Below are 14,608 nucleotides of genomic sequence, written 5' to 3' on the forward strand. Positions count from 1 at the left end.
CTCTGGACCAACGCGTGCATGCGCTGCGCTCGGACAGGTTTTCCGCGGCAAATCGCGTCTTTGGGACCGGCTTCGCACTCTTCCGTGCGCGGGCGCAGCAGCCAGCTCAGCGACATGACGATCGCCATCGCCGCACATCGCGTGGACGCTCGACTTTCGCGACCGTCATCGCAGTATCGAAAAGTCTGGGAATGGCCCTAGTTGGCCGCATTCAGCTTGCGGCTCACAGTGCCCGCCTTCCTCTTCGCGAGCGCGTGCGCATGATTCCCTACGACCCGGTTTCCTCACCTTCGGTCACCACCGTCCAGGCGCAGGCGCCGGACCCCAAGCAGGTCGACAGCGCCGCCGACCGCGTCTTAGACGCAGGCGACCGCGATTTCAGGAAGGACAACTACGAAAAGCGCATGGACGTGTTCGCCAAGGAGATCAGCGGCCAGTCGCGCGAGTTCCAGGCCGAGTTGATCAACACCATCCTCGACCGCGACGGCGGCGCGTTCAAGTCGTGGATGCACTCCGACCGCCTCAACTGGATGACCAGCGACGGCGACATTTCGCAGCACGAGAAGAGCGAGGTCTATGCGGCCTTCGCCGAAGGCATCGACCGCGGCCAGATCGACGCCGGCAAGATCGACGCCGGCTTCGTCCGCGGCAGCCAAAACCCGGGCTTGATCGGCCAGTACATGGACGCGCAGAACTTGAACGACAACGGCGGTTTCAGGCGCGCCATGGTCGCCTTCAGCGGCCTGAGCTCTTGCGAGATGCAGACCTTCATCACCAACGACGCGAATCAGGCGCTGATGCAGCGCTTCGAAAAGGCGGTGCAGAGCCATCAGGACTGGTACGAAAGCCTGGTCAACGACTACGTCGCTTCGGGCGGAGGCTATGCGAAGGTCTACGAAGGCGAGGTCGAATTCAGCAAGGAACAGCTCATGGCGATGCGCAGCGCCTTCCTCGCCGACGACGGCCTGCATACGAGCGGCGAATTGTTGCTGGCCTATCCCGATCGGATGGAACGCAACGAACGCGTGACCGAGCAGTATCACGAGCTCTCTACCGGCATGAGCGAGATCCTCGGCAAGGACAACGCCAACTGGGCGACGTTCGCGCAATGGGCCTCCGACGAAATCGGCCGCAACCTCGACGGCACCCTCGGCATCGCCCTCGGCGAAATGGGCGGCAACCCGAAGTACTGGCTGTCGGTCGGCAACACCATGCTGAGCTCGGACATCTCGCCCTCGTTCAAGCACTTCGTCGACACCTTCGGCGGCGGCAAGAACCGCGACATGAGCTTCGAGCAGTTCTGGTCGAGCTTCGAGAACAAATACGCCGGCCGCGAGCTGACCTATACCGACGGCCGCGACACCCAGCTCGACATGAAGAACGCCTTCAAGGCCTATTACGACTCGATGAAGCTCAAGGACGGCGAGGCCGCGATCACCGACCCGGCCCAGCTCGCCGATTCCAAGGACCACCGCGGCGAGTTGATGCTGTACGCGAACAGCCTGATCGGCCTGCAGGAACAGGACATCATCAACAAGGACATCAGCAACGGCATGCGCGGCTTCGGCATCGTCAATCCGGGCGGCTTCGGCGAGCACTGGATCGACCTGCACGTGCCCGACCGCGACGGCAAGGGCGGCCGCGAGATCAACCTCAACCTGGAAATGAAGAACTCCGGCAACCGGGTCAACTTCGACTCCGGCCGCGAGTTCGTCACCGCCGACGGCCGCACCATTAAGCTCGGCGACGAAGTGCGCACGCGCCTGAACGGCCTCGACGGCAACCCGAACAACGAAGACGAGACCGACATCAACAACGCAGACACCAATCATTGGGAGAGCTACAGCCAGCGCATGGGCACGATCTATCACCTGTTCGCCAACTCCCAGCGCGACGGCGAGCTGTTCCTCGATGCGCGCGACGTGTTCGATTCGCGGGCGAAGGACCTCAACAACAATCCTTGGCGGAGTTGAGGGCCGAGAGAGTCGAATCTTTCAGCCTCTCGGCATTGAAGGAACGACCACTCCGATACGGCCAACCGCGAACGGCTTGCGGTTGGCTCGGTGATTGAGCGGTGGTCCTCTCTTACTCGACGCCGCTGCGCGCGAAAAGCTAAATCCCCCCTGCCCCCTTTTCCAAAGGGGGAATGATGCGAATGGGCGTGGGAGGGCGTGGCTTTCCGGCGAGGACAGTTGCCTCGGCAGAACGCGGCCAGTCCTTTCCCGAGCGCCCACGCCTCTCACATCGGCGCACACCGATGCCCTCCTTCGAAAAAAGGGTTAGGGGGATTTGCTCTGCTCTCCAACGACCGGCGCCCCAAGACAACACGCCCCTCACCTTGGCGCCGCCACCCCACGGTGGTAGCGTCGCCAGCGCAGTCCGCAGCCGTCCGTCGCGGGGTTCCGCGACCTCATCGCTTGGGGAATCGATGCGCTACTCGCCCTTCCGGTCCGTCGTCGGTCTTTGCCTGATCGCCACCCTCGCCGCCTGCCAGCGCGCCGCACCACCGCCGCCGGCACCGGACGGCTACGACGAAAGCGCCGGCGCCGACGCGCGCCGGATCGAATCGGACCTGCGCTTTCTCGCCGACGATCTGCTCGAAGGCCGCGAGGCCGGCACACGCGGTTACGACCTGGCGGCGCTGTATGTCGCCGAACGCCTGCGCGCGATCGGGCTGCGCCCGGCCGGCGACGACGGCCGCTACTTCCAACGCGTGCCGCTGCTGCGCGCGAAACGCGTCGACGACGGCGGCTCGCTGGTGATCCGCCGCGACGGTGCCGCCACCGCCCTGAAGTTCCGCGAACAGTTCCTGCCGCAGCTCAATTTCGACCGTGGCGACGCGCGGGTGACCGCGGCGGCGGTGTTCGTCGGACAAGCGGTGCGTGCGCCGGAACTCAAGCAGGACGATTTCGCCGGCGTCGACCTGCGCGGCAAGATCGCGGTGCTGTTCCACGGCGCACCGCCGCGCTTCGATACCGACCGGCGCGCGTTCTACAGCTCGTTCAGGGAAAAATTCGCCGCGCTGGTCGAGCGCGGCGCGATCGGCGCGGTGATCGTGTCCACCGACGACGAAGAGAAGCGCCAGCCCTGGGCGCGCGGCGCCGAGAACTGGGCCCGCCCCGGCATGCGTCTGCGCGATGCCGACGGGCGCCCGCTCGATACCTTCCCGCAACTGCAGGTGATCGCCCAGGTCAGCGCGGCCAGCGCCGGCGCCCTGCTCGATGGCGGCGGCCATAATGCCGCGGCGCTGTTTCGCGATGCGCGCGAGGGCAAGCTGCGCGGCTTCGAGCTGTCGGGCACGATCGAACTGTCGGCGCAGACCCGCATCGAGCCGGCCGAATCGCGCAACGTGGTCGCGCTGTTGCCGGGCAGCGATGCCTCACTCAAGCGCGAGCACGTGCTGTTCAGTGCCCACCTCGACCATATCGGCATCGGCGCGCCGGTGCACGGCGATGCGATCTACAACGGCGCGCTCGACAATGCCTTGGGCGTGGCGATCATGCTCGAAGCCGCGCAGCAGCTCGCGCGCTCGAAGACCCCGCCGAAGCGTTCGCTGCTGTTCGTCGCGGTGACCGCCGAAGAGAAAGGCCTGCTCGGCGCGGAATGGTATGTGCGGCATCCGACCGTGCCGCGCGACTCGCTGGTCGCCAACGTCAACATGGACATGCCGGTGCTGTTGGTGCCGACCCGCGACGTGGTGCCGATCGGGGTCGAGCATTCCAGCCTGCAGGCGGTGCTGGACCGGGCCGCGGACGAAGTCGGGGTAAGCCTGTCGCCGGATCCCTCGCCGCAGGAAAGCGTGTTCATCCGCAGCGACCAGTTCGCTTTCATCCGCGCCGGCGTGCCGGCGGTGTATCTGACCGGCGGGGTGAAGGCGCAGCAGTCCGGCGTCGATGCCGGCAAATACCAACGTGATTTCCTGAGCGAGCGTTATCACCAACCCGGCGACGATACGAGCCAGCCGATCCAGTACGGCGACGCCGCGCGCCTGGCCCGGCTCAACGCCCGCATCGGCCAATCGATCGCCGACGCGCCGCAGCGGCCGAGCTGGAACGCCGGCGATTTCTTCGGCGAGCGCTTCGGCGGCCTCGATGCGGGCGCATCGTCGACCGGCGCCGCGGCAACGCGCTGAGCGCCGCCGCGCGCGCCGAGGCCGCGCGAACGCATGGCTATACTGCGGCGATGAACCAAGTCGCGATGAAGACGCTGGGCCTGCTCGGCGGCATGAGCTGGGAATCGACCCTGCCGTATTACCGGCTGATCAACGAAACCGTGCGCGAGCGCCTCGGCGGTCTGCATTCGGCCAAGCTGCTGCTGTACAGCGTCGATTTCGCCGAGGTCGAACGCCTGCAACATGCCGGCGACTGGGATGCGGCCGGCGTGCTGCTCGGCCAGGCCGCACGCTCGCTGCGCGACGGCGGCGCGCAGTTGCTGGTGATCTGCACCAACACCATGCACAAGGTCGCCGATGCGGTCGAAGCAGCGTCCGGCCTGCCGCTGCTGCACATCGCCGACCCGACCGGCGCGGCGATCCGCGCGGCAGGGTTGAGCCGGATCGGCCTGCTCGGCACGCGCTTCACCATGGAGCAGGATTTCTATCGCCAGCGTCTGGTCGATCGCCACGGCCTGGACGTGATCGTGCCCGACCCGGCCGGCCGCGAACTCGTCCACCGGGTGATCTACGAGGAGCTGTGCCTGGGACGTATCCGCGACGAGTCGCGCCAAGCCTATCGCGAGGTCATCGCCGGCCTGGTCGCGCGCGGCGCGCAGGGTGTGATCCTCGGCTGCACCGAGATCGGCCTGCTGATCGGCGCCGGCGATGTCGAGATCCCCTTGTTCGACACCACCGCCCTGCATGCGCGTGCGGCGGCACTGGCGGCGATCGAAAGCGCTTGAGGCAACGACGCGGCGCTCGTCCGGCGGCTTCGCTGGCCAGCAATACCATTCGCGGCGACACTGACCGCCGACCGACTCCGCGGAGCACGCCATGAACGACGATCGTCCGACCCCCGGCTGGTGGGGCCGCAATTGGAAGTGGGCGGTGCCGAGCGGTTGCCTGACCCTGATCCTGCTCGCCGGCCTGTTGCTGGTCGGCGTCATTGGCCTGGGCATCAAGGGCTTGTCGGGGGTGATGAAAGCCAGCGAACCGTACCGGCACGCCATCGCGTTGGCCGAAGGCAATGCCGAGGTCGTGGCCGCGCTCGGCACGCCGCTGCGCACCGGCAGCATGATCCAGGGCACGCTGAGCACCGAGAACGCGAGCGGCCTTGCCGACCTGTCGGTGCCGCTGACCGGCCCCAAGGGCGAGGCCCGGCTCTACATCAAGGGCGAACGCGAGGCCGATCGCTGGACTTATTCGCTGATCGAAGTGGCGATCGAAGGCAGCGGGCAACGCATCGATCTGCTGAAAGACGAAGGCGCGCCCGCCGAGCCCGCGCCGCCGGCCGCTCAACCCGATGCGGAACTCCAGGACGATCCCGACGCCGACCCAGAGGCCGCGCCCGCCGATAACGGCGACCTGGTCAGCGCGACGGCAACGGCAGGCCACGGAAGGATTTGACCGTACGCAGCACCAGGCTGGAGTTGATGTCGGCGCCGCCGGCCTGGTTGAGCAGACGATCGAGCAGGAAGCGCGACAGATGCTCGAGGTCGCGCACGACGATCTGCAGCAGATAGTCCATGTCGCCGGTCAGCGCGTAACAGGCCACGACCTCGTCCCAGGTTTCGACGAACTCGGCGAAGGCCGCGACCGCTTCGCTGTCGTGGCGGCCCAGGCGCACCCGCACGAAGGCCTGCAGGCCCAGGCCGAGGCGCTCGGGATCGACCTCGGCGCGGTAGCCGGAGATCACCCCTTCGCGTTCCAGGCGCTGGACCCGGCGCAGGCAGGCCGAAGCCGACAGGTGTACGCGCTCGGCCAGCTCGGCGTTGGTGAGGCGGCCGTCGCGCTGCAGTTCGGCGAGCAGGACAATGTCGGTACGGTCGAGTTCTACAGTGGCCACATTCAGCGCCCTCTTCGGCAATTACGCAACAATCTTGCGCCAATCAGGCTTTTGCGCGCAACAACGCAAGCTTATTGCGCCGCAGCGCGGTTAAAGTCATCTGGTCCCCGACTGTCCGGGACGTTCCAGGAGCCCCACGGCCATGACCCCCGCCACCCCGCAGCGCGTCGAACACCAGCTCACCGACAAGGGCTACGTGCCGGTCTATACGACCGCCGTGATCGAGCAGCCGTGGGCGTCGTATTCGAGCCAGGACCATGCGGTATGGGCGCAGTTGTTCGAGCGCCAGCAGCAGGTACTGGTCGGCCGGGCCAGCGACGAGTTCCTGACCGCGCAGCGGGCCATGCACATGAGCCCGCACCAGATCCCGAAGTTCGAGGACCTCAACCGCGTGCTGCGTGCGCACACCGGCTGGGAGCTGATCGGCGTCGAGGGCCTGTTGCCGGAACTGACCTTCTTCGACCACCTCGCCAACCGCCGTTTCCCGGTGACCTGGTGGATCCGCAAGCCCGAGCAGATCGATTACCTGGCCGAGCCAGACCTGTTTCACGACCTGTTCGGCCATGTGCCGCTGCTGATGAACCCGGTGTTCGCCGACTACATGGAGGCCTATGGCCGCGGCGGCGTCAAAGCGCACGGCATCAACCCCGAGGCGCTGGTCCATCTGACCCGGCTGTACTGGTACACGGTGGAATTCGGCCTGATCAAGCAGGCCGACGGCCTGCGCATCTACGGCAGCGGCATCGTCTCGTCGAAGAGCGAATCGATCCATTGCCTGGAGTCTCCCGCGCCCAACCGGATCGGCTTCGATCTGGAGCGGATCATGCGCACGCGTTACCGCATCGACACCTACCAGAAGACCTACTTCGTCATCGACAGCTTCGAGCAGTTGATGCGGGCGACCGAACCGGACTTCACCCCGATCTACGACCGCCTCGCCGCCCAGGACTCGATCCCGGCCGGCGACGTGCTCGCCACCGACACCGTCTTCCAGCGCGGCACCGGCGAGGGTTGGCTGGTCGACGGCGACGTGTGAGCGGGTAGCCGGGACGTGCCGCATGGCACGAAACTCAAAGGATAGGCGCGGCGTCCCACAGGGATTTCCTGCGGTCACAAGCCGCGACCGCGTCGTGTCGGTCTCGCTGCGTCAGCTCGAGTTTCCTGTAGGAGCGACGTGAGTCGCGACCACGGGACGCGCAAAGCCAACAAGGCAGATGTCACCCCTCGAAGCGGCGCACTTTCGCCAGGGTAGGAGCGGCGCAAGCCGCGACCGCGCTGTAACGGTCTCGCGGCGTCTCGTTGCCGCAAGATCAAGATCCAGATCAAACGCCAAAAGCTTCCGCCACTAAAGCGGCGGGTTACTTTCTTTTGTCATAAGCAACAAAAGAAAGCTAACCAAAGAAGTTGCTTTTCTTTGAATCAAGGGCCCGCGCGGTCGATGCCGACGCAGGGCTTTTTCATACGGGACATCCCTGTCCCGATGAAAAACGGTCCGCATCCATGCGGACCGCCCTCCGGGTCTTCTATTGCCTTCGCTAGTGCCTGACGGCGCACAGCAACGACAACAGCAAAACCGTTAGGGCAACGCCAACTCCTACTTAGCCGTTGCCGTTGCCGTTGCCGTTGCCGTTGCCGTTGCCGTTGCCGTTGCCGTTGCCGTGATTTTGATCTGCATTGCTGCTTTGCCGGTCAAGTGGAGACCCGGAGGGCGGCGCACAGGACGTGCGCCGTTTTCCGATAAGACAAGGATGTATTATCGGAAAATCACGGCGCGGGCATCGCACTCGTGGCCTGTGCCCTTGCAAGGAAAGCCCTTTTCTTTGGTTAGCTTTGACCGAAGGGAATCCAGACGGACTTTTGGGCTTAGCAAAAGAAAGTAACCCGCCGCTTTAGTGGCGGAAGCTTTTGGCGTTTGATCTTGATCTTTCTTGATAGATGCGCGGCAAGACCGAGGTAGCGCGGTCGCGGCTTGCGCCGCTCCTACCCTGCGACAGCGCACCGCTTCGGTGGATAACTTCGGCATTGTTGTCTTTGCGCCTGCTTGCGACCGAAGGAAATCCAGTAGGGCCTCGTTCCTCCCCCCTCGAAAGCAGGCCGCATCGATGAGCGACACCGGCGTTATCGCCTCTGCGTGTCCCTTGGTCGCGGCTCACGCCGCTCCTACAAAGGGCGGCAAGTACGTCGCGAGACCGAAGTGCCGCGGTCGCGACTCGCGTCGCTCCTACCCAAGAGCAGAGCACCCATCTAGCCGCAGCCATGCAGGAGCAGAGTTCAGCCGGCAACGGCCAACCGCTGTGCACCCGCAGCACGCGCCGCCGCGGTAGCCGCAAGCAACTGCCCAGCCAACTCCCGCGCCGCGCTGCGCAACTCCGGCACTGCGGTGATTTCCCACAGCTGCGCCCGCAGCAAGGGCCCGATGGCGTACAGACCGCGCACCGCGCCGCCCTTGGCATCGAGCACTTCAAACCGATCCGATACCTTCAGCCCCAACCCCAGCGGATCGGCCGCGACCAGACCCGATTCGCGCAGATGCGCGACCAGCGGATGGGTGGTGCGTTCGACGTCGGTATCGAGCCCGGTGGCGCGGATCAGCACGTCGTAGCGCTCGCTGTGCAGGGCAGTGCCGCCGCGTTCGCGGATCAGGGTCTCGACCGCATCGTCGCCGCGCCGCGCGCGCAGCAAGCGGCCGGCACGTACTTGCAGCTGACCGCTTTCGCGCAGGGCCTGCAGTTGTTCGGCCAGTTGCGGCGCGATGCGGTGGCGCACGACTTCCCAGTACGAACGCAGGTGACGCAGGAAACTCGCGCGTTGCGGCAGCGGCACCACGCGCCAGAAGCCCTGCAGGTGCGGACGCAGCGCGTCGACCAGGCTGCGCCAATCGTCGACCACCGGCGCCAGGGTGCGCAGGGCGCGCAAGACCTCGCGAGGGCTATGCGTGTGCAGCGCTTGCAGCACTGCCGGCGGCAAGGCGATCGGCGGCGGCGGGTAGTCACCATGCGCACGCGGCAGCAGGCCGTGCCGCGACAGGGCCACGATGGGGCCGCGATGGCCGCGACGTTGCAGAGTCGTCGTCACATCGGCCATGGTCAGGCCGGTGCCGACGATCAGCAATCGCGCATCCGGGGCGATCGCGTCGATCGCGCCGTCCTGCCACGGCCAGTTCAGATAACTGGGATGGATCGCCAGGCGCGGCCCGACCCCGGCCAAGGCTTGCGGCGGCAAGGCGCCGACCGCGAGCACGACGCGATCGCTGAGGAAATCGCTGCCATCGGCGAGGTGCACGCGAAAACCGGCCGAGGCGCGTTCGACCGCGATCGCTTCCTGGCGGATCTGGTTGAATGCCGCGGTGCTGCCGGCAACGGCGGTCTGCAGCTGCGCATGCAGGTATTCGCCGTAGGCCAGTCGCGGTAGATAACTGACCCGCGCACGGTCGCTGAGGTTGAGCCAGTCGGCGAAGGCGCCGGGTTGATCGGGCGTCGCACCGAGCTCGCTGGCGCGCACGTTGAGCAGATGTTCGGGCCGCGCTTCGCCGTAGGCCACGCCGCGGCTGTAACTGTCGGCTACGCCGATCAGGCACAGCTCCACGCCGGGCCCCGCCTGCCGCGCCAATTCGCTGGCGAGCGCACTGCCGCTGAAACCCGCTCCGACGATCGTGATCCGCATGAGGTGCTCCTGTCGCGAGACGATACCGAGGAGCTTCCGTTCTAGTGGATCGCCCGCGCCGATGCGTAAAACGCGGGTTACCGTTGCGTAAAGACGCGCGAACCATGTGGAACGTCGTCATGACGATCGGGTATGAGTGCGGACATCGAACTGCAATGGGGTTCGCAGCTTGGGTTCGATGGTTTCGCTTGTCTAACGTTGGGAGAAGTGAAGTCGAACCCTGCAGTCGTCGTTCCCGCGTAGACGGCTCCGCGCTACTTCGGCGGAGCCGAATACCCGGGGCTTTTATCGAGGCATGACGCTGAAGTCTCTGGGTCGCCGCCTTCCGCGGGGATGGCGACTGAAAGAGCCGTGGGAATACCTACCTACCGTCGTTCCCGCGTAGACGGGCTCTGCTTTACTTCGGCGGAGCCGAGTACCCCGGACTTCGCCGAAGCATGATTCTGAAGCCTCTGGATCACCGCCTTCGCGGTGATGACGACGGAAGGGAACGCGGGAAAACCTAGCTTCCGTCGTTCCCGCCAAACCGGGCTCCCCTCACTTCGCCTCGGCGAGCACCTTCGCCTTGCCGTACGGCTGGCCGCCCAACTTGCCGTGCTTGATCCAGTCCAGCTGCATGGCGAAATAGCCTTCGGCGACGCGGGTGTGCTGGCGTTCGCCCTTGGCGTCGACTTCGAAATCGAGGATGCCGTGATCGGCCTGCGGAAACAGCATGCTGGTGATCGGACGGCCTTCGCCGGCCAATCCGATCAGGCGTTTCTGGGTTTCGTCGGACGGCGCTTCGACGTCGGAACCGCCCAGGATCCACAGCTCCGGCACGGGCAGGCTGCGCAGCACCGGCATCGGGTCGTAGTCCCAGCTCACGTCGACGTCTTGCTTGGCCAACTCGGCCAACACTTCGGCGCGGGTGTGGTTGATCACCAGCCCGGTGTACTCGCCCTTGAGCGCCTTCCACCACGGCTGCGCGGCGTACTTGGCGCGCACCGCATCGAGTTCCTTCCAGCCTCGCTGGCCGTCGCTGGAGGCGATCAGGCCGGTCGCATCCGACACTTCGCGCGCCTTGGCCAGGGTCTGGGCATCGCCGAAGCCGGCGGCGCGCAGGTCCATCGCGACTTGGTCGCGGTCTTCGGCCAGCACGCCGTCGGCGAGGCCGAAGCCGACCACGACGAACTCGGCCTGCGGTTCCTTGCTCGCCGCCAGCGGCGCGACCCAACCGCCCTGGCTGCCGCCCTGGAAGCCGGTGCGGCCGGCGCGCGGCCCGGCCAGACGCTTGGCTTCGCGCAACGCCGCGGCGGCGTCGTCGGAGAGTTGGTAGAAGTTCTGGTTGTACTTGCCGGTGGAACCGCCGGTGCCGCGCTTGTCGTAGACGAACACGCCGACGCCGTTGGCCGGGAACAGGTTCTGCAGGTGATACATGTCGACGCCGGAGTAGTTCTCCGAGCCGTGCACCAGCACCACCAGCGGCACCGGGCCTTCGCCGGGCGGCAACACCAGGCGGCCGCGCAGGTCGACGCCGTTGCCCTTGAAGCGGGTTTCGGTGACGTCGAATTTCAGCTTGCGTCCGTCATGGCCGGCGTAACGGATGCGGCCGTCGGCGCAATCGCCGAACGACACCGCCACGCCGTCGGCCTGATCGGTCCAGCCGCGCGTGCTGGTCCAGGCGCCGTCCTTGTACACCAGCTTGCCGGTGCTGCCGTCGAGCAGGCGCCAGCGCAACACGCCGGCGGCGCTGGTGCGGGCGACATCGACCACGCGATCGTCGTCGAGCCGATAGGCGCCGGTGTGGCATTGCGCCTGCGCCGCGGCCGGGTCGGGCGCTTTGGCCGCGGGTTCGGCGGCGAGGGCGCTACCACTCGCCAACAGCGCGATCGGCAGGACGTGGCGGTACAGGATGGATCGGTTCATGAGCGTTGCCGTTTCGGTGAAGAGTGATGGTGAGATGCGCCGTTCGCTCTTTCGGTTGCAGGTCCCTCGGCGGCATTCGGCTCAACCGTCGACACTTTCTTTTTGCCGCGTGCTGTGATCGCCTCGCCCGCACTGCGATCCGGGCCACGGCGATGGCAAAACCTCATGCGATGCCGCGCGTCGCGTTCGTCGCGACCGCCGCCGCGGCCGGCTTCCAGCGCCGGTCGAGCCAGACCTTGGCGCCGACTGCGACCACCAAGGGGCCGAACCAGGCCGCGTAGTGCAGGGCGACGCCGTCGATCGCCGGCAGCAGGCGCGGCAGGCCGATGCCGAGAAAGGCGACGTGGGTGGCGATGCCGTTGCCGAGCATCGCGGTGTAGTGCTCGATCAGCCACCAGCGCGGACGTTGCGCCAGACGGTCGCGACGCCAGCGTTTGTGCAGCAGGTCGGCGCCGATGAACAAGCCGATGCTGGAGAAGCCGCTCAACAGCGGCGCGCCGACCTTGAGGCCGAGCGCCAGGATCGCCGCACCCGACAGCAGCGACAGCGCGGCCAGGGCGACATAGACCGGGCCGGTGTAGCGCACGACGTCGCGCTTGTCGCGGATCGCCCGCCAACTGGTCCACACGCCGGTGGCGGTGATCACCAGCAGATAGCCCAGGAAAGCCGCGGTGATCGGCTGGCCGCCCTGCCACTTGTGCCACGCCATCGGCACGCCGGTGACGAGAATGCCGGTCATCGCGATCAGGAAGACCTGGCCGGCGCGCCGATGCAACGGGCCGCCTTTGCGGGCCAGGCCCGCGGTCCAGAAGCCGATCAGCGCCAGGCAGCCGATCGCGATGTGCAGGTATTTGATCCATTCGTAGGCCGATGCCATGGCGCTGTCTCCTCGCGTCCGGCGCGGTTACCGGGTGAGGCCATGGTGGTCGCGGGCGGCCGCGACAGCAGGGCCCAGGAGTCAGGACTTCACCCTGCCGGAAGTCACTTTCTGCGCCGCGGCCATTGCCACCGCACACGCCCACGCGCAGCATCCCGGCATGCCTGCCGCCCTGCGCGTGATCTTCCAAGCCATCAACCTGCCCGCCGTGCTGACCTGGCTGGCGGTGGCCCTGTCGCTGCGCCACGACGGCACCCGCGACCAAGTCGCACAGTGGGCGGCAATGGTCGGCTTCCTGCTGAGCTTTCTCGCCAGCGACCTGATCCCGTCCTCGCGCCCGCGCCGGAAGCTGGCGCTGTTCGCGGTCGAGACGCTGTGCGCGCTGGCGGTGTGCTGGCTCGCGCCCAAGGGCGGCACCTCGCCGGCCTTGCTGGTGGTGCTGATCGCCCACCTCGCCCTGGTCTATCCGCCGCGGCCGGTGTTGATCGTGGCGCTGCTGTTGAACCTGGCGCTGTACCTGATCATGCGCAATGCCGGGCACAGCGCGCCGCTGGTGGTGACTCTGATCTTCGCCGGCTTCCAGGGCTTCGCGGCGATGGTCGCCCACTACGCACGCAGCGCCGAACACACCCGCGACCAGCTCGCCCTGGTCAATGCCGACCTGCTCGCCACGCGGGCCTTGCTGGCCGACAGCGCGCGCGACGCCGAACGCCTGCGGGTGGCGCGCGAACTGCACGACGTCGCCGGCCACAAGCTCACCGCGATGATGTTGAACCTGCGCGCGCTCGCCGCCGAGCCCGACCTCGGCCAACGCTATGAAGTGCAGCTGGCGCAGCAACTGGCCGGCGAATTGCTCGGCGACATCCGCAACGTAGTCCAGGCGCTGCGCGACTCGCGCGGCCTCGACCTCGCCACCGCCCTGCGCGCCCTCGCCGCGCCGATGCCGAGGCCGGCATTGGAGTTGGACATCGACGAGCGTATCCACCTGACCGACCCCGCGCTTGCCGAGACCTTGCTGCGGCTGGTCCAGGAAGCGCTGACCAACAGCGCGCGCCACGCCGATGCCGAACGCGTGTGGGTCTCGATCCAGCGCGACAGCGAGCACTTGCAGGTGCGCGTGGAAGACGACGGCCGAGTGCGCGGCACGCTGCGCGAAGGCAACGGCCTGGCCGGCATGCGCGAGCGCATCGTCGCCGCCGGCGGCAGCCTGAGCTTCGCCCGCAACGAGCGCGGCGCGATGCGCATCGACGCGAGGCTGCCGGGATGAGCGAACCCCTGCGCATCGCCCTTGCCGACGACCAGATGCTGGTGCGCGCCGGCTTGCGTGCCCTGCTCGAACGCCTGGGCCTGAGCATCGCCTTCGAGGCCGACGACGGCCAGGCCCTGCTCGACCGCCTCGCCGAGACCCCGGTCGACGTGATCCTCAGCGACATCCGCATGCCCGGCCTCGACGGCATCGACGCCCTGCTGCGCCTGCGCGCACGCGGCGACCGCACCCCGGTCCTGTTGCTGACCACCTTCGACGACAGCGAGCTGCTGCTGCGCGCCACCGAGGCCGGCGCGCAGGGCTTCCTGCTCAAGGACGCGGCCCCGGAAGACCTGCGCGATGCGATCGTGCGGGTCGCCGCCGGCGAAGTGCTGCTGCAACCGGTCAGCACCGAACCGGTGCGCGCGCGTTACCGCTACCACGCCGACGATGCCCCGCGCGCCTTATTCACCGAGCGCGAGGTGTCGGTATTGCGACTGATGGCCGGCGGCTACTCCAACAAGGAAATCGCCCGCGCCATGTTCTTGGCCGAGGGCACGGTCAAGAACTACGTCTCGGTGATCCTGGACAAACTCGACACCCGCGACCGCACCCGCGCGGTGCTGAAGGCGATCACGCTGCGGGTGATTTAGGGGCCGGGAATCGGGAATCGGGAATCGTAGAAGCGCATCACGAGCACATAAGGTCGGCAAGCGCTTTCGAGTAGGAGCGGCGCAGACCTTGACCGTCTGTATGTAGTTGCCGTTGCCGTTGCCGTTGCCGTTGCCGTTGCCGTTGCCGTTGCCGTTGCCGTGATGAGCTTGGCGCAGTACCGACTTCGCGAGAACACCTGGAGACCCGGAGGGCGCCGCACAGGACGTGCGGCGTTTTCCGATAAGACAGGGACGTCTTATCGGA

At 66.9% G+C, this 14,608-nt stretch carries 11 protein-coding genes; 7 read left to right on the forward strand and 4 right to left on the reverse strand.

Going from position 1 to position 14,608, the window contains the following annotated elements; translation table 11 throughout:
* The first annotated feature begins 260 nt into the window (after nucleotides 1-260).
* The 4 genes from ACTJJK_RS10825 to ACTJJK_RS10840 all read left to right on the forward strand — a co-directional run bounded on the left by ACTJJK_RS10825 (nucleotide 261) and on the right by ACTJJK_RS10840 (nucleotide 5,560).
* A complete protein-coding gene (locus ACTJJK_RS10825; RefSeq protein WP_440730187.1) occupies nucleotides 261-1,973 on the forward strand; it encodes a hypothetical protein in 1,713 nt (570 codons plus the stop codon).
* A gap of 455 nt (nucleotides 1,974-2,428) precedes the next feature.
* Nucleotides 2,429-4,132: a M20/M25/M40 family metallo-hydrolase gene (locus ACTJJK_RS10830; protein WP_440730188.1), complete on the forward strand. Its 1,704-nt coding sequence runs from the start codon at nucleotides 2,429-2,431 to the stop codon at nucleotides 4,130-4,132.
* A gap of 50 nt (nucleotides 4,133-4,182) precedes the next feature.
* Nucleotides 4,183-4,896: an aspartate/glutamate racemase family protein gene (locus ACTJJK_RS10835; protein ID WP_440730189.1), complete on the forward strand. Its 714-nt coding sequence runs from the start codon at nucleotides 4,183-4,185 to the stop codon at nucleotides 4,894-4,896.
* Between the two features lie 91 nt (nucleotides 4,897-4,987).
* Nucleotides 4,988-5,560 (forward strand): cytochrome c oxidase assembly factor Coa1 family protein, encoded by a 573-nt coding sequence (locus tag ACTJJK_RS10840; protein WP_440730190.1) that lies wholly within the window; start codon nucleotides 4,988-4,990, stop codon nucleotides 5,558-5,560.
* On the opposite strand, the gene ACTJJK_RS10845 is transcribed toward ACTJJK_RS10840, so the two are convergent.
* Nucleotides 5,523-5,999 (reverse strand): Lrp/AsnC family transcriptional regulator, encoded by a 477-nt coding sequence (locus ACTJJK_RS10845; RefSeq protein ID WP_031373986.1) that lies wholly within the window; start codon nucleotides 5,997-5,999, stop codon nucleotides 5,523-5,525. The two genes, ACTJJK_RS10840 and ACTJJK_RS10845, sit on opposite strands and share 38 nt — an antisense overlap.
* A 142-nt stretch (nucleotides 6,000-6,141) precedes the next feature.
* Between ACTJJK_RS10845 and phhA the strand changes: the two genes are divergently transcribed.
* Nucleotides 6,142-7,035, forward strand: a complete 894-nt coding sequence (gene phhA, locus ACTJJK_RS10850) for a phenylalanine 4-monooxygenase (protein WP_031373987.1) — start codon at nucleotides 6,142-6,144, stop codon at nucleotides 7,033-7,035.
* Nucleotides 7,036-8,270: 1,235 nt separating this feature from the next.
* Here the strand turns inward: phhA and ACTJJK_RS10855 are convergent.
* The 3 genes from ACTJJK_RS10855 to ACTJJK_RS10865 all read right to left on the reverse strand — a co-directional run bounded on the left by ACTJJK_RS10855 (nucleotide 8,271) and on the right by ACTJJK_RS10865 (nucleotide 12,444).
* On the reverse strand, nucleotides 8,271-9,662 hold the full coding sequence (locus ACTJJK_RS10855) for an FAD/NAD(P)-binding protein (protein ID WP_031374164.1): 1,392 nt from the start codon (nucleotides 9,660-9,662) through the stop codon (nucleotides 8,271-8,273).
* Between the two features lie 537 nt (nucleotides 9,663-10,199).
* Complete coding sequence (locus ACTJJK_RS10860; RefSeq protein WP_440730191.1) at nucleotides 10,200-11,567, reverse strand: alpha/beta hydrolase; 1,368 nt, start codon at nucleotides 11,565-11,567, stop codon at nucleotides 10,200-10,202.
* Nucleotides 11,568-11,730: 163 nt separating this feature from the next.
* Nucleotides 11,731-12,444 carry a hypothetical protein gene (locus ACTJJK_RS10865; RefSeq protein ID WP_440730192.1) on the reverse strand — a complete coding sequence of 238 codons (714 nt, stop codon included), beginning with the start codon at nucleotides 12,442-12,444 and terminating at the stop codon, nucleotides 11,731-11,733.
* 160 nt (nucleotides 12,445-12,604) lie between these two features.
* Between ACTJJK_RS10865 and ACTJJK_RS10870 the strand changes: the two genes are divergently transcribed.
* Together ACTJJK_RS10870 and ACTJJK_RS10875 are read left to right on the forward strand one after the other, a co-directional pair.
* Entirely contained in the window at nucleotides 12,605-13,711 is a 1,107-nt protein-coding gene (locus ACTJJK_RS10870; protein WP_223619169.1) for a sensor histidine kinase, read from the forward strand.
* Nucleotides 13,708-14,343: a response regulator gene (locus tag ACTJJK_RS10875; protein ID WP_031374168.1), complete on the forward strand. Its 636-nt coding sequence runs from the start codon at nucleotides 13,708-13,710 to the stop codon at nucleotides 14,341-14,343. Before ACTJJK_RS10870 ends, ACTJJK_RS10875 begins: the two co-directional genes overlap by 4 nt.
* Nucleotides 14,344-14,608 lie beyond the last annotated feature (265 nt).

Origin of the sequence: Lysobacter sp. 22409, from assembly GCF_052045105.1 — a bacterium.
Taxonomy (GTDB): Bacteria; Pseudomonadota; Gammaproteobacteria; order Xanthomonadales; family Xanthomonadaceae; genus Lysobacter; species Lysobacter antibioticus_B.